Origin of the sequence: Pseudomonas paracarnis (assembly GCF_904063055.1) — a bacterium.
GTDB lineage: Bacteria > Pseudomonadota > Gammaproteobacteria > Pseudomonadales > Pseudomonadaceae > Aquipseudomonas > Aquipseudomonas paracarnis.
Genome location: NZ_CAJFCN010000021.1, coordinates 13,218 through 32,334, shown reverse-complemented (window position 1 = coordinate 32,334; position 19,117 = coordinate 13,218). Strand labels below are relative to the sequence as shown.

Sequence of the window (19,117 nt, the reverse complement as noted above, 5' to 3'; positions counted from 1 at the left end):
TACCGTCTAGTAGTCCGCGCGCTCCCCGGATGGTCCAGGCTGGACGCGCATGTGCGATGGCCACCAGATCACCATCTTCTGCGCGGTCGACTGCGGGCGTGAGCAGGAGTCGCCTTTGCATGTTGGGGTACAAGCGCTGACGAGCAGCGCCGCACCGATCAGGGTGACGCACAACAATTGATGCTTCATGGTCGGGCCTTTTTGACAGGAGTAATCAAGGTAGGGCGCGGTACGCTGAGGTGTTCATCCTTCTTCACCGGGCGCATGGCGATAAAGACTTCGGCTTCTTCTCCCGGCTTCAACCAGGCGCGTGGCCACACGGTGACGGCCAAAGTCTGCGAGTTGCTGCATTCTTTTTCATCGATGCGCACATTGCGGTTGAACTGGTTGCGCATCACCACGACGGCGACGTTGTACTCGGGGCCTGCGTACCATTGGCTGCGCTCGGTGTTCAGCGCCAGCAAGTCGCGGGGGCTGCACAGCGTGTTCAATCCCAGGGGCATGGGCGCCAACTTGAAGGCCTTGGGCACTTCTCCCGTCACCAGATGCGCCAACGTGCTGATGATGTCGCTACGCTTGATCTCGGGCTGGTGAGGGGCGTTGCGCCTGGCCAGTGGTGCAAGGGCCGTCTGCAACTCGGCCTGGTCTGCCTGAGGCAAGTAGCGGGACGGATCGGCCTGGTCGCCGATGACGCGTGGGGTGATGATGAACAGGCGTTCACGCCGATTGTTCTGCCGTTCGCTTGAAGAGAACAACGCCTTGCCCAGCAGTGGGATATCGCCCAGCAGCGGCACCTTGTTGTGCTTGTCGGTGCTTTCCGTGACATGGAATCCGCCCACCACCATTGAGCGTTTTTCCGCCATGACCGCCTGGGTACTGACGTTACCGCGGCGCACATCCAAGTTATTGAGGTCACGATTGGGGTTGGACTCATCGAACGTACCGTCCTCGATATCCACCACCAAGTGAATCTGATGGCTGCCTCGGCTGGTGATGACGCGGGGCACGACCTGCACGCTGGTACCCACGGTGACCGGCAGGATGGTTGCGTTCTGACGACCGGGTGTCAGGTACTGAGTGCGGTTGAAGTCGATCACCGCCGGTTGGTTTTCCAGGGTGAGCACGGAGGGGTTGGACACCATGGTCGCCAGCCCCTTGGCTTCCAGGGCGCGTATGTCAGCATAGAAACGGTCGCGATTCTCGATCGACAACTGCTGCGATGTGCCGGGCGCCATATTTGCACCACCACGGAAACGGCTGTTCTGAAACCCCCAGTTCACGCCGAATTCACGCAATTGGGTGCGCTCGATATCCAGAATGATCGTATCGATTTCCACCAACTTGCGCGCCACATCGAGTTGAGCGATCAACTCGCGGTACATGGCCTGGCGCTCTGGCAGGTCATAAATGAGCACCGCGTTATTGCGCATATCGGCTTCGACGCGAATGCGACTGGTGGGGGCCGGCGCCCGCGGGGTGAGTGTGGCGCCAATATCCATTGGCATGGGAGTGCTGTTTGTAGCGAGCATCTGCCCCAGCAATGGGTTGCTCAAGCGGGGAACGTTGGGTACGAGAGGGGCGGGCTGTGAGGCGGGGCGCTGGGCTAACGCAGGGGGTGTCGCGTTGGAGCGTGGCTCCAGTAAGCCCCGCACAATGCTGGAAACACCGGCAATGGTGATCTTCTGGCCGCGATAATCCACGTGGCGATCCGCTGCATTGGCAAACTTCAGCGGGAAACTCAGCACGCTCTGTTTTTCGTCCACCGAGCGGCGTTGGCTGCTGAACTGTTTGACTTGCTCGATATAGCGCCGAGGCCCTGAGACCAACACGATGCCATCGTCGGGCAACTCACCCCAACCGAAGCGGCTGTCGAGCAGGCCGATATCAGTGAGGGCTTGCTTGAGGTCGGCAATGGTCTCGGAGGAGACCTCCAGGCGCGCTGACTCTTGCTGGTCCAGAGTACTGACGTAGAGCGTGTTGTTGTACAGGTACCATTGGAAGCGATGCTCTACCCCCAGGCGGTCGAGCAATGACTGCGGGGTGTTAGCGCGTATCTTGCCATTGACGATGCCTTCCAGCAGGCCCTCGATCTGCAGTTGTGTACCGAAGGTCTGGGCGAAATCTTCGAGTACCTCGCGCACCGGCTTATGCTCGGCTTCATAAGCGTAGGCGGTGTTTTTCCATTCCGAAGGGATGGCGGCCAGCGCGCTTTGTGCTGAAACCAGCAACCAGGAAAACAAAAACACATTCCGCCAGTGGGTTCTTTTGGCTGTAACGGCAGGCGAGCCAAGGTACGAGCGATTGCCCTTATGGGTCTTGTTAGACATAGACAGTTCTCTGATTAGTACGAACGTGAACTTAGCGGGGTGGGTTTGAGGTTTTGAACTGGGCGAGCAAGTCGTGCATTGATTGCGCGCCATGTGTCGCGTTGGTTGAGCAGGGCTTCAAGGCAGCCAAGCAGGCCGGCTTCTCCACGGTCGGCGCGCAGGCTGTTAATCACCCATAGCGCTCCCGTGTCGGCTTTTTGAGCCAATGCACCTTGAAAATGATTCAAGCTGGCCGCGCCCAGGCGCAGCCAGCCTTGCAAGGCTGAGTTATCGGGTAGAGAAGAGGTCAGTTGAGCCCCCAATAAAACGGTGTCTCCCTGACGTTGCAGGGTGACTTCGTCGTCGCCCTCAAATAGAGCGATTTTTTCCTTTCCGCTGCTCAGCCAGTCACTCACGAGCGCCTTCATCTACTGGAAGCTTTCAATAGTTGTTTTAAGCATTTGGTTGACGGTTTTACCGTGCTCGTTATAAAGCGCAAAGGTGACCTCTCTACGCGTTACCAAGTTGTGAAAGAGTTCGCTGTCTTCGGCGGCCAGGCTTTCTTCGAAGCCGGCTTTGAACTCCTTGTATGTCGATGTTTTATTTCGGGCAATCGAATGAGTCAGTTCTTTGAAAAAATCCATGATTTTTCCTCGGTTTTCTATTGTCGATGGATGAATTTAAACAGTCAGCTCTGAGTGATTAACATAAAGAAAGTCTCTATGTTCGTAGGATTAAATCTCGATCAAGTACTCTTTATCCTGCTTGAAAAAAGTGTCGAGCATCGCGTTCCAGCTGATACGGAAGTCGCCCTCATCTGTTTTCAGTACGAGGGTCTGAAGATGAACTGTGTCGTCGGCGCTTAACTTCCAGGCGTTGCTCTTGTGGCGTGCAAGGCTCTGCCTTATTTCCTCAAGATCAAGGGGATGACAGAGCAGCGTCGCGCTGACTTCCTGAACTTGGCTCTCCAGCAAGTGCTTTAACAGTGCTGCGAGCCTTTGCGGGGCAGTCGTCTCGCCGAGCAAGCAGCGAATGGCCTGGTTGGTTATGGAGGTCGCATAGTGTTCAAGGTTGTCGCGCATCGTTTGACGGTCGCGTTCCCATTGCTTGAGTTGTGCATCTGCGCGTTGCCAGATTTCCAATGAGGCTTGTTCAAGCATGGCCTCGCATTTTTTCTCGGCCATACTTATCAATTCGTCGGCCTGGGCCTTGGCGTGGCTCAAGAGGTGGTTGGCGTGTTCCCAATGGGCAAGCTCTTCGCGCTTGATAAGGCTTCCTCGTGCGCCGGATGCGTCATTGCGTAACTCAATAGTATGTCGGCATAACATTACTGTTTTCCTCACCTGTGCGAGACAGGGGCGTGTTGCCGCTCGCCATGGTCGTGACGCGCCAGACGACGGCCTGCCAGAGAGTGTTCAATCGGCCGCTTGCATGTTCGAGTGGGGCGTTTGCTATTTCAGCCTCGCTCACACGTGTACGGGGAAAGCGCAATCGAAGACGCTGCCAGATAGCCGGTTCAACCCAGCTATGAAGCAGTCGCAGTGGATCGGAATGTGGGGGCAGCATGGAGGGGTGCAGCGCCATGGAGAGGCGCATGCACCACTGGTGATGACTTTCACTCAATGGTGATGGCGCTTCGGGATTGAATATGTGCGTGACCAATGCCAGCCCCAGGTTCAGTTGATCCGTCGTGGCCAGGGCCAACCGAAGCACGGTAGCGTGAGGCGCAGCAGGCAAGCAGGCTTTAAAACCCGTCAGGTTGTCGGGCACTGACCGGCCGTTGTAAAAAAGCCTTTCAATCGCACGATACTCCTCACCTCGCCAGTCTTCGTGGGCCTGCTTCCAGGGAAAAGCCCACCACTGAGCCCAGGCCAGTTGTTCACGCATGAGGGGGTCGGGTCTAGGTGCCATGCGTTGACCCCGCTGAGTCGCCTTTAATGGAAGGCTCCTGGGAGTGACGCTTGCGCCGCGCTTGGAGGAAGATCATGGCGGCCACGGCCGAAACCAGAGCGAGCAGCACAATCATTATGCTGGTTCGCCAGAAGCCGAGATCGTCGCCAGGCACCAGGAAGGGGCCGAAATACACCAGGCGTTGCTGTTCCTGATAAGTGGAGGCAGGTACAAACACCACAGTGAGTTTTTGCGGGTTATCCACCGCTGTGGTCATCCCGGGAATACTGCTTGCCACCATTCTGCGGACCCGCGCACGGATGTTGTCGGGATCCAGGCGTGGATCATGCTTGATAAACACGGAGGCAGATGCAGGTTGGACCGGCTCTCCTGGCGCAATGCGCTCGGGCAACACCACATGCACGCGTGCGACAATAACGCCATCGATCTTGGACAAGGTGGTTTCAAGCTCTTGGGATAAGGCATAGATGTAGCGGGCACGCTCTTCCAGGGGGGTGGAAATGACCCCTTCCTTGCGAAATGTATCCCCCATGGTGGTCCGGGCAAGTCGAGGAAGGCCTGCCGCTTCCAAGGTACGTACGGCGCGCCCGATGTCGTTTGTATTGACCGTTACGACGACGCCATCTTTGGCCGGGGTCTTTTGCGCACGAATATGTTTATCAGCCAATTCGGCGACGACCTCATTGGCTTCTTGCTCGGACAATTGGCGATGAAGTTCCACTCGGTCACCGCATCCGCTCAGTATAAAAGCCATGATCAAAACTAAAACGACACGCAGAGAGTTATTCATGCTCAGGACTGCATGTTACTGATCTTGTCGATGCACTGTGTTGTCTTGGCCAGACATTTCACCATGAGTTGTGATGTGAGTTGTGCGCTATATAACTCTCGTGGGTAAGTACTGATGGCCTCAACATCTATACCTTTTTTGGTTGAGCGGATTATTTTTGCGAAGCCATCTCTTGAGTGACTGAGGTGCTTTGAGGCCTCTGTCAAAAGGAGCGAGACTTCAGGCTTGGCAGAAGTCGCGTTGGTGGGGCGTTCAAGCATCGATGTGAAAAAACTGGCATCCATACCGTCTGGCGACTGTTCCTGGGCTGCACGGGTATGTTCCGTACTGCTGCCTTTCTGTGAGAAAGGGTCGTTTGCTATTCGCATGGCGGTTTACTCGATCAAAGTGGGCGCAGCTTTACAGGCGTACACACTGGCCTGTCGGGAGGGGGGATGATTACCTTTCGGACTAGAGAGCCTGAAAGGTAATCGATCACCCGATAATTATTGACCGGACCCCGACCGGATCAACCCTTGAATGTTTTTCACTTCAGCGCTTCTCCAGCCGTTTTTTATGGCATCAGCCTTCATCTTTTCGAAGATGCCTTCGGCGCCATCTTCGCCACCTCCAGCAAATCCGTCTCCTGTGCCTCCGTTAAATTTAGTGAATGGGTTAGACGTGTTTGCCAACGCTTGTGAATAGATCGAACCTGAGGTAATAGTTGACATATAAGGGTCCTTTGTGAATTAAGAATTGTATTCGCTGCCCGTAACATCATCATAGATATGACGCTGTTGACATATTTTGCAGCTATAATTGTGTGGCCTATAAAACGGATGCGTTCCAAAAGTTTTGAGCGGAGGTGTAACGAAATATGATCCTCAATATTTGAGAAACTATCGGCTCTTCATGTGCTGGCTCGTATCATTGAGGTTTTGACTATAAGATTTTTGAACCGGGCGTCATCAAGCTTATGCCAATGATATGTTCAATTGTTTCATTCTGTAATACAGCGTGCGCTTCGCAACCCCCAGCTCAATGGCTACGGTATCCACACAGTGGTGGTGACGGTACATCGACTCTTCAATCAACGCTTTTTCAATTTGTTGAAGGCGTGCCTTCAGGTCCGTCTGAGGGGGCGGCTGACGGCAGGCGGGCGCTGAGAGCGGCGGGAGGCCCAGGACGAACCGTTTCGCCGCCGAGCGTAGCTCGCGAACATTACCCAGCCAGGGGTGGCAGAGCAGTTCATGCAACAGGCCGTCAGAAGGCGATGGAGGTGTGCAATTGAACTGGTCTGCTTCTTCCTGAATCATCTGCAGAAACAACGGGATGATGCGCTCGCGCCGATCGCGCAGGGCGGGCAGTTCGATGTTCACGACATTCAGCCGAAAGTAGAGATCACGCCTGAAGGCGCCCTGGTCGACCATGATTTGCAGGGATTGCTGGGCCGATGCAATGACGCGCATGTCCACGGAAATGAACCGAGTCGAACCCAGGCGCTCCACCCCGCGGCACTCCAGCACACGCAGTAGCTTGGCTTGCAGGCTCAAGGGCATGCTGTCGATCTCATCAAGGTACAGAGTACCCAAGTGGGCGGCTTCGACAAATCCAGCCCTTGATTGCACTGCCCCGGTGTAGGCGCCGCTGTTGACACCGAACAGCTGGCTTTCCGCCAGGCTTTCAGGGATGGCCGCACAGTTCACGGCGACAAAATTACCTCGTCGACCCGATAAGCGATGAATCCGTTGTGCAAGCGTATCTTTGCCGGTACCCGTTTCTCCCAACAGCAGGATGTCAACGTTAAGCGCGGCAGTGTTGTTAAGTGTGGTTTCAATTTCCTGACCATCGATGAGTGAAACGTCTGTTGTATTATCCTTCTGGACGTAGGCCGACATCGATGTGTACTCCCTGTTCGCTAGTACTTCACTGTAGAAGGACGGTGTGCAAGCGCCAACTCAGTAGAACGCAGAATATAAAAGTTGTCACCCGGCGAAGAGGTAGTTATGTGCCGGAATAATGTAGGAAAATGACTGTAAGTTTAAGTTTTTAATGTGCTCGGCTTTAGTTTGGTTAAAGCGTCGAAAAAGGTAAGTAGGAAGATTCTGAGATAGTTGAGTATTTGGATATGTGTTTTTATTTGTAAGCTTAAATACCGGCCACAAAAAAGCCGATGCAATGCATCGGCTTTTTGTTCGCAGTCAATACTGCGGTGGTGCTTACACGTTAAAGCGGAAGTGCATCACATCGCCATCTTTAACAATGTAGTCCTTGCCTTCCAGGCGCCATTTACCGGCTTCCTTGGCACCGGCTTCACCCTTGAACTGGATGAAGTCGTTGTAGGCGATCACTTCGGCGCGGATGAAGCCTTTCTCAAAGTCGGTGTGGATCACGCCAGCAGCCTGTGGCGCGGTAGCACCGACCTTGACGGTCCAGGCGCGGACTTCTTCGACACCGGCGGTGAAGTAGGTCTGCAGGTTGAGCATTTCGTAGCCTGCGCGGATCACGCGGTTCAGGCCAGGCTCTTCCAGGCCCAGGGCCTCGAGGAACATGTCCTTTTCTTCGCCGTCATCGAGCTCGGCGATTTCCGCTTCGATCTTGTTGCACACCGGAACAACGATGGCGCCTTCTTCGTCGGCAATAGCCTTGACCACGTCGAGCAGCGGGTTGTTCTCGAAGCCGTCTTCGGCAACGTTGGCGATGTACATCACAGGCTTGGTGGTCAACAGGTGGAAGCCCTTGATCACGGCCTTCTCATCGGCCCCCATGTTCTTCATCAGGCTGCGCGCAGGCTTGCCTTCGGTGAAGTGCGCGATCAGCTGCTCCAGCAGGCCCTTCTGGACCACTGCATCCTTGTCGCCGCCCTTGGCGTTACGCGCGACTTTCTGCAGTTGCTTTTCACAGCTGTCGAGGTCGGCGAAGATCAGTTCCAGGTCGATGATCTCGATGTCGCGCTTGGGGTCGACGCTGTTGGAGACGTGAATCACGTTCTCGTCTTCAAAGCAGCGGACCACGTGGGCGATAGCATCGGTTTCGCGGATGTTGGCCAGGAACTTGTTGCCCAGGCCTTCACCTTTCGAGGCGCCGGCGACGAGGCCCGCGATGTCGACGAACTCCATGGTGGTCGGCAGGATGCGCTTGGGATTGACGATGGCCGCCAGTGCGTCAAGACGCGGGTCCGGCATCGGCACGATGCCGCTGTTGGGTTCGATGGTGCAGAAGGGGAAGTTCTCCGCCGCAATACCGGACTTGGTCAGGGCGTTGAACAGGGTGGACTTGCCGACGTTGGGCAGGCCGACGATGCCGCAATTGAATCCCATGGTGTTTCCCCTCGGATAAGAGTCAGGCCTTCTGGCTGTGCAGGTTTTTCATCGCACGGTTCCATTCACCGGCGAAGATATCCGGCAGCACGCCGAGGGCAAAATCGATGCTGGCATCGAGTTTTTCCTGTTCGGCGCGTGGCGCACGACCCAGGACGAAATTTGAAACCATACTGGCAACGCCTGGGTGGCCAATGCCGAGCCGCAGACGGTAAAAATTATTCTGATTGCCCAACTGCGCGATGATGTCACGCAGGCCATTGTGCCCACCATGCCCACCGCCGAGCTTGAGCTTGGCTACGCCGGGCGGCAGGTCCAGTTCGTCATGGGCCACCAGGATTTCTTCGGGTTTGATCCGGAAGAAGCCCGCAAGCGCCGCGACAGCCTGGCCGCTGCGGTTCATATAGGTGGTGGGAATCAGTAGACGAACATCCTGACCCTGGTGCGAGAAGCGCCCGGTCAGGCCAAAATATTTGCGATCGGCCACCAGGTTGACGCCTTGGGCGTGGGCGATGCGCTCAACAAAAAGGGCCCCCGCGTTATGCCGGGTCTGTTCGTATTCGGCGCCTGGATTTCCCAGGCCAACGATCAGTTTAATGGCAGTCACGACAGGAGCCCTTCCTTTGGAGTTGTGGATAACATCGCCGTACCCAGGTGCGGCGAAAGTGGACGACACTACATCATTTACTCAAGAGTAAACGCCGCGTTATCGCCCGCTTTCTCGCTACGTTTCGGTCCGCGATGTTTCCTCAAGCTCCGGCAATACAGAGTGAATTACTCTGCAGCGCCTTCTTCAGCTTCTTCTGGAGCAACGCGTGGAGCGTGAACGTTGGCAACAGCTTTGTCATCACCGTGAGCCAGTGCGACAAACTCAACGCCTTTAGGGGCCTTGAGGTCGGACAGGTGAACGATGGCGCCGATTTCCAGAGCCGACAGGTCGACTTCGATGAACTCAGGCAGGTCTTTCGGCAGGCAGGTCACTTCGATTTCGTTCAGGACGTGAGAGATCTCGCCGCCTTTCTTGACCGGAGCTTCTTCACCCACAAAGTGCACAGGCACGATGGCGGTCAGTTTCTGGCCAGCTACAACGCGAACGAAGTCAGCGTGCATGATGAACTGCTTGGAAGGGTGACGCTGCATCGCTTTAACGATGACGTTCTGCTTGGCGCCGTCGACGTTCAGCTCGATAACGTGGCTGTAGGCAGCTTCGTTTTCGAACAGCTTGGCGATTTCCTTGGCCAGGATGGTCACGGATTCAGCAGGCTTGTTACCACCGTAGACAACGGCTGGGATGTTGGCGGCGTGACGCAGGCGGCGGCTCGCACCTTTCCCCAGGTCAGTACGCGCTTGGGCGTTCAGAGTAAATTCGTTCATGTTGTATCTCCAAAATAGCCATCATCGAGGGGCGTTTGCGACCAGCGCCGAACTCGATATGGGCAAAAAAGCCCCGCCCCAGCGGAATGCTGGGGCGGGGCGCTTTTCGTCAGTGAGGTGATCCGTTGGTTTGACCCTTAACGGAACATCGCGCTGATCGATTCTTCATTGCTGATGCGGCGAACCGCTTCGGCAACGACCGGTGCAATATCCAGTTGGCGGATACGTGCACAGGCTTGAGCTGCGGCGGACAACGGGATGGTGTTGGTCACCACCAGTTCGTCCAGCACGGAGTTCTCGATGTTTTCGATCGCTCGGCCCGACAGCACAGGGTGTGTGCAGTAGGCGAAGACTTTTGCTGCACCGTGCTCTTTCAAGGCTTTCGCCGCGTGGCACAGCGTGCCGGCGGTGTCGACCATGTCATCAACCAGAATACAGGTACGCCCTTCGACATCACCGATGATATGCATCACTTCAGAGTGATTGGCTTTCTCGCGGCGTTTGTCGATGATCCCGAGGTCCACGCCCAGGGATTTGGCAACAGCCCGTGCACGCACGACGCCACCAATGTCCGGGGACACGATCATCAGGTTTTCAAAGCGCTGGTCTTCGATGTCATCCACCAGGACGGGGGAGCCGTAGATGTTATCTACCGGAATATCGAAGAACCCCTGGATTTGGTCAGCGTGCAGGTCAACCGTGAGCACACGGTCGATACCTACCACGGTCAGCATGTCAGCAACGACTTTCGCGCTGATAGCTACACGTGCGGAGCGCGGACGGCGATCCTGACGGGCATAACCAAAGTAAGGGATTACAGCTGTGATTCGAGTCGCTGAGGAGCGGCGGAAGGCATCAGCCATCACGACGAGTTCCATCAGGTTATCGTTGGTCGGAGCGCAGGTCGGCTGAATAATGAAGACGTCTTTACCGCGGACATTTTCATTGATCTCGGCTGTAATTTCGCCGTCGGAGAATTTACCGACAGAGATGTCACCGAGAGGGATATGCAGCTGACGTACGACACGTCGAGCCAGATCGGGGTTGGCATTCCCCGTAAAGACCATCATCTTGGACACGCGCAGTACCTAGAGGCTGAGGGTAACCTGGATGAGTATTAGAAAATGGCAGGGGCGGCTGGATTCGAACCAACGCATGGCAGGATCAAAACCTGCTGCCTTACCGCTTGGCGACGCCCCTGTATCTGTTGCAACGAGTGCCTAACACTCGGTTCCTTTTAGAGCAGACTTTGCAGCTTGCGATGCAACATCGAAACGTTGCTTCCTTTTGCTACAAACCCTGTAAGGGTCTCTGTAAGAAGGGCCGAGACTTTATCAGCTTCAGCTTTGCTTGGGAAGCCCCCAAACACACAACTTCCAGTGCCGGTTAATTTTGCTTCGGTAAATTTACCTAACAAATTCAAAGCGTTACGTACCTCTGGATAACGCCTTGCTACAACCGGTAAGCAGTCATTTCGACTGTTTCCCTTGGGAACGGGGCGCACTTTAATGGGAGAAGAGTTACGTGTCAACAACGGATCTGAAAAAATTTCTGCTGTACTTACAGATACTTGCGGCACCAGCACGACATACCAAGGTTCTTCGGGCTCTACAGGGGTGAGTTTCTCCCCAACGCCTTCAGCAAATGCGGCGTGCCCCCGCACGAAAACCGGGACGTCGGCGCCCAGCGTGAGGCCCAGCGCAGCAAGGCGATCGTGGTCCCAGCCCAGTTGCCATAAGTGATTTAGGCCCAACAAAGTGGTCGCGGCATTGGAGCTGCCGCCACCGATACCCCCGCCCATGGGCAGGATTTTGTCGATCCAGATATCAATGCCAAGTGGGCAGCCGGATTGTGCCTGAAGTTTTTTGGCTGCCCGCACAATCAGATTGCTGTCGTGGGGCACGCCGTCGAATTCGGTGTGCAGTTGGATTACGCCATCCTCACGCACGGCAAAGGTCAGCTCATCGCCGTAGTCGAGAAACTGAAACAGCGTCTGCAACTCGTGGTAGCCATCTTCACGACGGCCAAGGATGTGCAGCATCAGGTTGAGCTTGGCCGGGGAGGGCAGGGTCAATTTTTGTGCGGACACGTTATTGCCCCAGTTTGCGCGGTTGCCAGTCCTTGATCACCAGCGTGACATCAAGGTCGGTGCCATGCAGCTTGATACGTTCGGGAAGCCAATAGCCGCTTTGCTCCACGTAGCTCAAATATTCGACCTGCCAGCCATCCTGCTCCAGGGTGGCGAGGCGGCTGTCGCCATTGAGGCTCAGCCGGCTCTTGCTGTCAGGTGCCGGCAGGCCGCGGACCCACCAGACCAGATGAGAGACGGGCAGCTTCCAGCCAATCTGCTGCTCCAGCAGTTCTTCCGGAGAGGTTGCCTCGTAGCGGCCCTGATTGGCCACTTCCAGGCTTACTTGCCCTGGCCTGCCAGTCAGGCGGGCTGCGCCACGACCCAGGGGGCCCGAGAGGCGAATGTCGTAGTAGTCCTGGCGTTGCAGCCAGAACAGGGTGCCGCTGCCGGAGTCTTTCGGCGCACGCACCCCGACCTTGCCCTCGATCTGCCAGCCATCGATGCTGCTGAGCTGGTCCTTGTGTTGTTTCCATTGTGCCGGGTTGCCCTGGCCTTCAACGGATTCACGGCTGCCGATGCCCGCGCAACCGGCGAGCAGGGCGATGAAACTGAAAACGATAATGTGGCGCAAGAACATAAGCTTAAAGGGTCTCGGATCCGGTCAGGCGCTTGATGGTGCTGCGCAGGATAGGGCTGTCGGGTTGTTCCTTGAGGAACTTTTCCCAGATTTGTCGGGCTTCGCGCTGCTTGCCATTGGCCCAGAGCACTTCGCCCAGGTGTGCGGCAACTTCCTGGTCCGGGAAACGCTCCAGCGCCTGGCGCAGCAAGCGCTCGGCCTCGTCGAGGTTGCCCAGGCGGTAATTCACCCAGCCCAGGCTGTCGAGTACGGCCGGGTCTTCCGGGTTGAGCGCGTGGGCCTGTTCGATCAGCACCTTGGCTTCGGCGTAGCGCGTGGTGCGATCGGACAAGGTGTAGCCCAGGGCGTTAAGGGCCATGGCGTTGTCCGGGTCACGCTTGATGATCAGGCGCAGGTCTTTCTCCAACTGCGCCAGGTCATTGCGTTTTTCCGCCTGCATGGCGCGGGTGTACAGCAGGTTCAAATCGTCGGGGTATTGCAGCAACGCCTGTTGCAATAACTTCCAGGCGCGTTCGCCCTGCTTGTTGGCCGATAAGGTCTCGGCCTGGATCAGGTACAGCTGGATCGCATAGTCCGGCTCGGCATCGCGGGCCGCGGCCAGGCGTTTTTCCGCTTCGTCGGTGCGGCCGTTGCTCATCAGGATGTCGGCTTGGCGCAACTGCGCTGGCAGATAATCATTGCCGGGGCCGACTTGGGCGTATTCAAGCAGGGCCGCCTGCGGGTCGTTGCGCTCTTCAGCGATGCGGCCCAGGTTCAAGTGCGCCGAATCCACGTGGCTGTCACGTTCGATCAGCTCTTGCAGGTAGCCCTTGGCCTCGTCCCAGGCCTTGGCTTCCAGGCACACCAATGCCAGGGAATAACGCAGTTCGTCGTCGTCCGGGTATTGCTGGACCAGGTTGGCGAACTGCACTTTGGCGTCTTCCATACGGTCCTGCTCAACCAGCATGCGTGCATAGGTCAGGAGCAGGCGCTTGTCGCCGGGGTATTTCTTGATGCTTTTTTCCAGCAGCGGAATCGCTTCCTTGCCGCGGTTAAGGCTTTGCAGCAGGCGTGCACGCAACAGGATCGGCGCGATTTCGCCTTCTTCCGGCGGGTTCTGTTCCAAGAGGTTGAGCGCGGCGTCGGCTTCATCGTCCTGTTGCAGCAGCAGGGCCTTGCCGAAAATCAACTGGCTGTTCTTCGGATGCTTTTGCAGCAGGCGATCGAAACTCTTCATCAGGCCGTTGCGCGTGTCCTGGTCGGTGTCGGCGGCCGATAGCGCAAGAAAGTCAAAATGTGTGTCGCCCTTGCCCTGCAGAACCTTCTCCATATAGACCATGGAGTCGTCATAGCGCCCGGCACGCGCCAGTTGCACCGCCGCGGCGCGTTGGGCTTCCAGATCATCCGGCGCGTTTTTGGCCCAGATCAGCGAGGTGTCCAGCGCTGCCTGGTCGGCGCCCAGGTATTCGGCGATGCGAAACGCTCGCTCGGAAATCCCCGGGTCCTGGGTGTTGATGGCCTGGGTCACGTAATTATCCAGTGCAATATCGAAGCGATTGCGCTGGCCGGCCAGTTCAGCGGTCAGCAGGCTGTAGATCGTTTCTTCACTGAACGAGGAATAAACCTTGGGTTTTTCAGGGGCGGGAGTGCTGTCTTCCACCGGCGACGTAGCGTCCGGCGACACGGGTGCCATGGCCTGGCAGCCGCTGAGGAAGACAAAAGCGAGGAGCAACGCGGAAGATCTATTCATATAGGAAGAGGACGACTAACCTGCGGTCGGATCATCATGACACAAGCCTTCGGCCAAACATAACCGGGGCACTCGGAATACGACTATTGCTGCCTTTTGCCTTTCCTTTGTAGGCGCGAGCTTGCTCGCTCCTACAAAAGTGCATTGATAGGCATAAGATATAGGGACAATAGACGACGGTGGTTGTTCTGGATCTTTCGAAGTAGGACAATTGTCGGCTTCCCGACATCATCAGCGATATTGAATGGCCTTCCTCGCACTCGGTATTAACCACAAGACTGCCTCCGTAGACGTGCGCGAGCGCGTGGCGTTTACGCCAGAGCAGTTGGTTGAGGCCCTGCAGCAGCTCTGCCGGCTTACCGACAGCCGCGAAGCTGCGATTCTTTCGACCTGCAATCGCAGCGAGCTCTATATAGAGCAGGAACATCTCTCGGCGGATGTGGTGCTGCGCTGGCTGGCCGATTATCACCATTTGAGCCTCGATGACCTGCGCGCCAGCGCTTATGTGCATGAAGAGGATGCGGCAGTTCGTCACATGATGCGCGTGGCGGCCGGTCTTGACTCGCTGGTGTTGGGTGAACCGCAGATTCTCGGCCAGATGAAGTCCGCCTACGCCGTGGCGCGCGAGGCCGGCACCGTCGGCCCATTGCTGGGCCGCCTGTTCCAGGCCACCTTCAATTCCGCCAAGCAAGTGCGTACCGATACGGCCATCGGCGAAAACCCGGTGTCCGTGGCCTTTGCCGCTGTGAGCCTGGCCAAGCAGATTTTCAGCGACTTGCAGCGCAGCCAGGCCCTGCTGATCGGCGCTGGTGAAACCATCACCCTGGTAGCCCGTCACCTGCACGATCTTGGCGTGAAGCGCATCGTGGTCGCCAACCGCACCCTGGAGCGCGCCAGCATTCTGGCCGAGCAGTTCGGTGCGCATGCGGTGCTGCTGTCGGACATTCCCGCTGAACTGGTACGCAGTGATATCGTCATCAGTTCCACCGCCAGCCAATTGCCGATTCTGGGCAAGGGCGCGGTCGAGAGCGCGTTGAAGCTGCGCAAGCACAAGCCGATCTTCATGGTGGATATCGCCGTTCCCCGGGATATCGAGCCCGAAGTCGGCGAGTTGGACGACGTTTACCTCTATAGCGTTGATGATCTGCATGAAGTGGTCGCTGAAAACCTCAAGAGCCGGCAGGGTGCCGCCCAGGCCGCCGAGGAAATGGTCAGCACCGGTGCCGAAGATTTCATGGTGCGCCTGCGTGAACTGGCGGCAGTGGATGTGCTCAAGGCGTATCGTCAGCAGGGTGAACGCCTGCGTGATGAAGAGTTGCTCAAGGCCCAGCGCATGCTGGCCAATGGCAGTGGCGCCGAAGAGGTGCTGATGCAATTGGCCCGTGGCCTGACCAACAAACTGCTTCACGCGCCTAGCGTCCAGTTGAAAAAGCTTACCGCCGAAGGCCGCCTCGATGCGCTGGCCATGGCCCAGGAACTCTTTGCCCTCGGTGAGGGCGCGTCAGACAGCTCTTCGGATAAAAAACCGCAATGAAAGCGTCACTGCTCAATAAACTGGACGTGCTCCAGGACCGTTTCGAAGAACTGACCGCCTTGCTCGGCGATGGCGAGGTCATTTCCGATCAGACCAAATTCCGTGCCTATTCCAAGGAATACGCCGAAGTTGAGCCCATTGTGGCCACCTATAAAAACCTGCTGAAAGTCCAGGCCGACCTCGAAGGTGCCCAGGCCCTGCTCAAGGACAGCGACCCGGACATGCGTGAAATGGCCGTGGAAGAAGTCCGCGAAGCCAAGGACAAACTCGCTGAGCTTGAGGGTGACTTGCAACGCATGTTGCTGCCCAAGGACCCTAACGACGGACGCAACGTGTTCCTCGAAATCCGCGCCGGCACCGGTGGCGACGAGGCGGCGATTTTCTCCGGCGACCTGTTCCGCATGTATTCGCGTTATGCCGAGCGTCGTGGCTGGCGGGTGGAGATCCTTTCCGAGAACGAGGGCGAGCACGGCGGCTATAAAGAAGTCATCGCCCGGGTTGAAGGCGACAACGTCTATGGCAAGCTGAAGTTCGAGTCCGGTGCGCACCGCGTACAGCGGGTGCCAGCGACCGAATCCCAGGGCCGTATCCACACCTCGGCGTGCACCGTCGCGGTGTTGCCTGAGCCGGACGAACAGGAAGCCATCGAGATCAACCCGGCGGACTTGCGCGTCGACACTTACCGCTCATCCGGCGCGGGTGGCCAGCACGTTAACAAGACCGACTCGGCGATCCGTATCACTCACTTGCCGTCGGGCATTGTGGTGGAGTGCCAGGAAGAACGTTCCCAGCACAAGAACCGTGCACGGGCCATGTCCTGGTTGTCGGCCAAGTTGAACGACCAGCAGACCAGCGCCGCGGCCAACGCAATTGCCAGCGAACGCAAGCTGCTGGTGGGCTCCGGCGACCGCTCCGAGCGTATCCGCACCTACAACTTTGCCCAAGGCCGGGTTACCGACCATCGGGTCAACCTCACCCTGTACTCCCTCGACGAAATTCTCGCCGGTGGCGTGGATGCGGTGATCGAGCCGTTGCTCGCCGAATACCAGGCCGACCAACTGGCGGCGATAGGTGACTGAATGACCATCATTGCCAGCCTGCTGCGCGCCGCTGACCTGCCCGACTCGCCAACGGCGCGCCTGGACGTGGAGTTGCTGCTTGCCGCTGCCCTGGGCAAATCGCGCAGCTACCTGCATACCTGGCCGGAAAAGATCGTCAGCAGCGAAGATGCCCTGACCTTTGCCGGCTACCTGCAGCGACGCCGCAGCGGCGAGCCGGTGGCCTATATCCTCGGCCAGCAAGGCTTCTGGAAACTCGACCTGGAAGTAGCACCGCACACTTTGATCCCCCGCCCGGAAACTGAGTTGCTGGTGGAAGCTGCCCTGGAATTGCTGCCCGCCACGCCCGCCCAGATCCTGGACCTGGGCACCGGCAGCGGTGCCATCGCCTTGGCCCTGGCCAGCGAACGTCCGGCCTGGCAGGTCACGGCGGTCGACCGCGTGCTGGAGGCCGTGGCCCTGGCCGAGCGCAATCGTCAACGTCTGCACCTCAATAACGCTACGGTGCTCAACAGCCATTGGTTCAGCGCCCTGCAAGGCCACCGCTTCGACCTGATCATCAGCAACCCGCCCTACATTGCCGACAATGACCCGCACCTGGCGGCCGGCGATGTGCGCTTCGAACCGGCCAGTGCGCTGGTGGCGGGGCACGATGGTCTGGACGACTTGCGCCTGATCACCCAAGAGTCTCCTGACCACCTGAACGACGGAGGCTGGCTGTTGCTCGAGCACGGTTACGACCAGGCCCAGGCCGTGCGGGATTTGTTGCTGAACCAGGGCTTTGACGGCGTACACAGCCGCATCGATCTCGGCGGTCACGAGCGCATCACCTTGGGGCGCCGCCCGTGCTGACCGATCAGGAGTTGTTGCGCTATAGCCGGCAGATTCTGTTGCAGCCTGTCGACATCGACGGCCAATTGCGCCTGAAGCAGAGTCGCGCGTTGATCGTCGGCCTGGGTGGCCTGGGCGCTCCGGTGGCGCTTTACCTGGCCGCTGCCGGGGTGGGCGAATTGCACCTGGCGGATTTCGATACAGTCGATTTGACCAACCTGCAACGCCAGATCATCCATGACACCGACAGCGTGGGGCAGACCAAGGTCGATTCGGCCATGGGGCGCCTGAGGGCGATCAACCCTGAAGTCACCCTGGTCGCCCATCGTGCTGCGCTGGATGCCGACTCGCTGGCCGCTGCGGTCAACGCAGTGGACCTGGTGCTCGATTGCAGCGACAACTTCTCTACCCGCGAGGCGGTCAACGCGGCCTGCGTGGCCGCCGGTAAACCGCTGGTCAGTGGCGCGGCCATTCGCCTTGAGGGGCAGTTGTCGGTATTCGACCCCCGTCGCGCCGACAGCCCCTGTTACCACTGTTTGTACGGGCACGGCAGCGACACTGAACTGACCTGCAGCGAAGCCGGCGTTGTCGGGCCGTTGGTGGGGGTGGTTGGCAGCCTGCAAGCGCTGGAAGCCTTGAAGCTGCTGGCCGGTTTTGGTGAGCCGTTGGTGGGGCGCCTGTTGTTGATCGATGCGCTGACCACGCGTTTTCGCGAGTTGCGCGTCAAGCGTGACCCAGGCTGCAGCGTCTGCGGGGCAAAGCATGGTTAAGGGCGCGCCTATTGGTGTGTTCGATTCCGGCATCGGCGGCCTCACGGTGCTGGAAGAAATCCAGCAGTTGTTGCCCCACGAGTCACTGTTGTACGTGGCTGACTGCGGGCACATTCCTTATGGCGAGAAAACGCCGGCGTTCATTCTTGAGCGTTCTCGCTCGGTCGCTGAGTTTTTCCGCGAGCGGGGCGCCAAGGCCTTTGTGATTGCCTGTAATACGGCGACTGTCGCCGCCGTGGCCGACTTACGCCAGGATTACCCTGACTGGCCATTGGTCGGTATGGAGCCTGCGGTGAAACCTGCGGCCGCAGCCACGCGCAGTGGCGTGGTGGGTGTGCTCGCCACCACCGGTACCCTGCAAAGCGCCAAGTTCGCCGCCTTGCTCGACCGCTTCGCCACCGATGTGCGAGTGATTACCCAGCCGTGCCCAGGCCTGGTGGAGCTGATTGAAGCCGGCGACCTCAACAGCCCGGCCTTGCGCGCCCTGCTGCAAGGCTATGTAGAGCCGCTGCTCAGCGCCGGTTGCGACACCATCATCCTGGGTTGCACTCATTACCCCTTCCTCAAGCCACTCCTGGCGCAGATGCTGCCCCCCAGCATCATCCTCATTGATACCGGCGCCGCTGTGGCGCGCCAGCTCAAGCGCTTGCTGGGTGAGCGCGACCTGCTGGCCGCTGGCGAACCTGAAGCTACACAGTTCTGGACCAGCGGCGATCTGTGTCACCTAAAAAATATCCTACCGACACTTTGGAAACATCCTGGAGTTGTGCGAAGCTTTGGCTCGTGAAAATTTCGTGAAATAACACT

21 protein-coding genes and 1 tRNA gene are annotated in these 19,117 nt (G+C 57.8%); 5 read left to right on the top strand and 17 right to left on the bottom strand.

The window, feature by feature from the left end:
- Positions 1-6: 6 nt before the first annotated feature.
- The 17 genes from hrpT to JMV15_RS26230 all read right to left on the bottom strand — a co-directional run bounded on the left by hrpT (position 7) and on the right by JMV15_RS26230 (position 14,117).
- Positions 7-189: an HrpT family type III secretion system protein gene (gene hrpT, locus JMV15_RS28485; RefSeq protein ID WP_235991966.1), complete on the bottom strand. Its 183-nt coding sequence runs from the start codon at positions 187-189 to the stop codon at positions 7-9.
- Entirely contained in the window at positions 186-2,327 is a 2,142-nt protein-coding gene (gene sctC / locus JMV15_RS26305; RefSeq protein WP_014716821.1) for a type III secretion system outer membrane ring subunit SctC, read from the bottom strand. The genes hrpT and sctC overlap by 4 nt, the downstream gene beginning before the upstream one ends.
- 14 nt (positions 2,328-2,341) lie before the next feature.
- Positions 2,342-2,734 carry a hypothetical protein gene (locus JMV15_RS26300; protein WP_014716822.1) on the bottom strand — a complete coding sequence of 131 codons (393 nt, stop codon included), beginning with the start codon at positions 2,732-2,734 and terminating at the stop codon, positions 2,342-2,344.
- Positions 2,735-2,950: a hypothetical protein gene (locus JMV15_RS26295; protein ID WP_014716823.1), complete on the bottom strand. Its 216-nt coding sequence runs from the start codon at positions 2,948-2,950 to the stop codon at positions 2,735-2,737.
- Between the two features lie 90 nt (positions 2,951-3,040).
- Positions 3,041-3,634: a type III secretion system stator protein SctL gene (gene sctL / locus JMV15_RS26290; RefSeq protein ID WP_014716824.1), complete on the bottom strand. Its 594-nt coding sequence runs from the start codon at positions 3,632-3,634 to the stop codon at positions 3,041-3,043.
- Complete coding sequence (locus JMV15_RS26285) at positions 3,612-4,193, bottom strand: type III secretion protein (protein WP_224796991.1); 582 nt, start codon at positions 4,191-4,193, stop codon at positions 3,612-3,614. Before JMV15_RS26285 ends, sctL begins: the two co-directional genes overlap by 23 nt.
- Before the next feature lie 13 nt (positions 4,194-4,206).
- Positions 4,207-5,007, bottom strand: coding sequence for a type III secretion system inner membrane ring lipoprotein SctJ (gene sctJ / locus JMV15_RS26280; protein ID WP_038448793.1), 801 nt, complete (start codon positions 5,005-5,007; stop codon positions 4,207-4,209).
- A 485-nt stretch (positions 5,008-5,492) separates the two neighbouring features.
- Complete coding sequence (locus JMV15_RS26275; protein ID WP_014716828.1) at positions 5,493-5,717, bottom strand: hypothetical protein; 225 nt, start codon at positions 5,715-5,717, stop codon at positions 5,493-5,495.
- Between the two features lie 243 nt (positions 5,718-5,960).
- The gene (locus JMV15_RS26270; RefSeq protein ID WP_038448795.1) at positions 5,961-6,884 is read right to left on the bottom strand and encodes a sigma-54-dependent Fis family transcriptional regulator; all 924 of its coding nucleotides are present in this window, start codon (positions 6,882-6,884) and stop codon (positions 5,961-5,963) included.
- Positions 6,885-7,205: 321 nt separating this feature from the next.
- The gene (ychF, locus tag JMV15_RS26265) at positions 7,206-8,306 is read right to left on the bottom strand and encodes a redox-regulated ATPase YchF (RefSeq protein ID WP_014716830.1); all 1,101 of its coding nucleotides are present in this window, start codon (positions 8,304-8,306) and stop codon (positions 7,206-7,208) included.
- 22 nt (positions 8,307-8,328) lie between these two features.
- Entirely contained in the window at positions 8,329-8,913 is a 585-nt protein-coding gene (gene pth / locus JMV15_RS26260; protein ID WP_010213318.1) for an aminoacyl-tRNA hydrolase, read from the bottom strand.
- 167 nt (positions 8,914-9,080) lie between these two features.
- The gene (locus tag JMV15_RS26255) at positions 9,081-9,680 is read right to left on the bottom strand and encodes a 50S ribosomal protein L25/general stress protein Ctc (protein WP_003188351.1); all 600 of its coding nucleotides are present in this window, start codon (positions 9,678-9,680) and stop codon (positions 9,081-9,083) included.
- Positions 9,681-9,817: 137 nt separating this feature from the next.
- Entirely contained in the window at positions 9,818-10,759 is a 942-nt protein-coding gene (locus tag JMV15_RS26250) for a ribose-phosphate pyrophosphokinase (protein WP_003171603.1), read from the bottom strand.
- 46 nt (positions 10,760-10,805) lie between these two features.
- Positions 10,806-10,880, bottom strand: a tRNA-Gln gene (locus JMV15_RS26245).
- 37 nt (positions 10,881-10,917) lie between these two features.
- The gene (gene ispE, locus JMV15_RS26240; RefSeq protein WP_178114207.1) at positions 10,918-11,721 is read right to left on the bottom strand and encodes a 4-(cytidine 5'-diphospho)-2-C-methyl-D-erythritol kinase; all 804 of its coding nucleotides are present in this window, start codon (positions 11,719-11,721) and stop codon (positions 10,918-10,920) included.
- Positions 11,722-11,770: 49 nt separating this feature from the next.
- Complete coding sequence (gene lolB, locus JMV15_RS26235) at positions 11,771-12,388, bottom strand: lipoprotein insertase outer membrane protein LolB (protein ID WP_003188354.1); 618 nt, start codon at positions 12,386-12,388, stop codon at positions 11,771-11,773.
- A 4-nt stretch (positions 12,389-12,392) separates the two neighbouring features.
- Positions 12,393-14,117, bottom strand: a complete 1,725-nt coding sequence (locus tag JMV15_RS26230; RefSeq protein ID WP_014716833.1) for a tetratricopeptide repeat protein — start codon at positions 14,115-14,117, stop codon at positions 12,393-12,395.
- Between the two features lie 244 nt (positions 14,118-14,361).
- On the opposite strand from JMV15_RS26230, the gene hemA reads away from it, so the two are divergent.
- From hemA to murI, 5 genes are read left to right on the top strand one after another with little or no spacing between them, the layout of a single operon-like run.
- Positions 14,362-15,651 carry a glutamyl-tRNA reductase gene (hemA, locus tag JMV15_RS26225; protein WP_003188356.1) on the top strand — a complete coding sequence of 430 codons (1,290 nt, stop codon included), beginning with the start codon at positions 14,362-14,364 and terminating at the stop codon, positions 15,649-15,651.
- A complete protein-coding gene (prfA, locus tag JMV15_RS26220; RefSeq protein WP_014716834.1) occupies positions 15,648-16,730 on the top strand; it encodes a peptide chain release factor 1 in 1,083 nt (360 codons plus the stop codon). The genes hemA and prfA overlap by 4 nt, the downstream gene beginning before the upstream one ends.
- Entirely contained in the window at positions 16,731-17,561 is an 831-nt protein-coding gene (gene prmC / locus JMV15_RS26215) for a peptide chain release factor N(5)-glutamine methyltransferase (protein WP_069868928.1), read from the top strand. It abuts the gene before it with no gap.
- Positions 17,555-18,310, top strand: coding sequence for a molybdopterin-synthase adenylyltransferase MoeB (locus tag JMV15_RS26210; RefSeq protein WP_069868930.1), 756 nt, complete (start codon positions 17,555-17,557; stop codon positions 18,308-18,310). Before prmC ends, JMV15_RS26210 begins: the two co-directional genes overlap by 7 nt.
- A complete protein-coding gene (gene murI, locus JMV15_RS26205) occupies positions 18,303-19,097 on the top strand; it encodes a glutamate racemase (RefSeq protein WP_069868932.1) in 795 nt (264 codons plus the stop codon). The genes JMV15_RS26210 and murI overlap by 8 nt, the downstream gene beginning before the upstream one ends.
- Positions 19,098-19,117 lie beyond the last annotated feature (20 nt).

Bases quoted from the DNA above. Each gene is read 5' to 3' on its own strand.
- hrpT (WP_235991966.1), bottom strand. From the start codon at position 189: ATGAAGCATCAATTGTTGTGCGTCACCCTGATCGGTGCGGCGCTGCTC.
- sctC (WP_014716821.1), bottom strand. From the start codon at position 2,327: ATGTCTAACAAGACCCATAAGGGCAATCGCTCGTACCTTGGCTCGCCT.
- JMV15_RS26300 (WP_014716822.1), bottom strand. From the start codon at position 2,734: ATGAAGGCGCTCGTGAGTGACTGGCTGAGCAGCGGAAAGGAAAAAATC.
- JMV15_RS26295 (WP_014716823.1), bottom strand. From the start codon at position 2,950: ATGGATTTTTTCAAAGAACTGACTCATTCGATTGCCCGAAATAAAACA.
- sctL (WP_014716824.1), bottom strand. From the start codon at position 3,634: ATGTTATGCCGACATACTATTGAGTTACGCAATGACGCATCCGGCGCA.
- JMV15_RS26285 (WP_224796991.1), bottom strand. From the start codon at position 4,193: ATGCGTGAACAACTGGCCTGGGCTCAGTGGTGGGCTTTTCCCTGGAAG.
- sctJ (WP_038448793.1), bottom strand. From the start codon at position 5,007: ATGAATAACTCTCTGCGTGTCGTTTTAGTTTTGATCATGGCTTTTATA.
- JMV15_RS26275 (WP_014716828.1), bottom strand. From the start codon at position 5,717: ATGTCAACTATTACCTCAGGTTCGATCTATTCACAAGCGTTGGCAAAC.
- JMV15_RS26270 (WP_038448795.1), bottom strand. From the start codon at position 6,884: ATGTCGGCCTACGTCCAGAAGGATAATACAACAGACGTTTCACTCATC.
- ychF (WP_014716830.1), bottom strand. From the start codon at position 8,306: ATGGGATTCAATTGCGGCATCGTCGGCCTGCCCAACGTCGGCAAGTCC.
- JMV15_RS26255 (WP_003188351.1), bottom strand. From the start codon at position 9,680: ATGAACGAATTTACTCTGAACGCCCAAGCGCGTACTGACCTGGGGAAA.
- ispE (WP_178114207.1), bottom strand. From the start codon at position 11,721: ATGCTGCACATCCTTGGCCGTCGTGAAGATGGCTACCACGAGTTGCAG.
- lolB (WP_003188354.1), bottom strand. From the start codon at position 12,388: ATGTTCTTGCGCCACATTATCGTTTTCAGTTTCATCGCCCTGCTCGCC.
- JMV15_RS26230 (WP_014716833.1), bottom strand. From the start codon at position 14,117: ATGAATAGATCTTCCGCGTTGCTCCTCGCTTTTGTCTTCCTCAGCGGC.
- hemA (WP_003188356.1), top strand. From the start codon at position 14,362: ATGGCCTTCCTCGCACTCGGTATTAACCACAAGACTGCCTCCGTAGAC.
- prfA (WP_014716834.1), top strand. From the start codon at position 15,648: ATGAAAGCGTCACTGCTCAATAAACTGGACGTGCTCCAGGACCGTTTC.
- prmC (WP_069868928.1), top strand. From the start codon at position 16,731: ATGACCATCATTGCCAGCCTGCTGCGCGCCGCTGACCTGCCCGACTCG.
- murI (WP_069868932.1), top strand. From the start codon at position 18,303: ATGGTTAAGGGCGCGCCTATTGGTGTGTTCGATTCCGGCATCGGCGGC.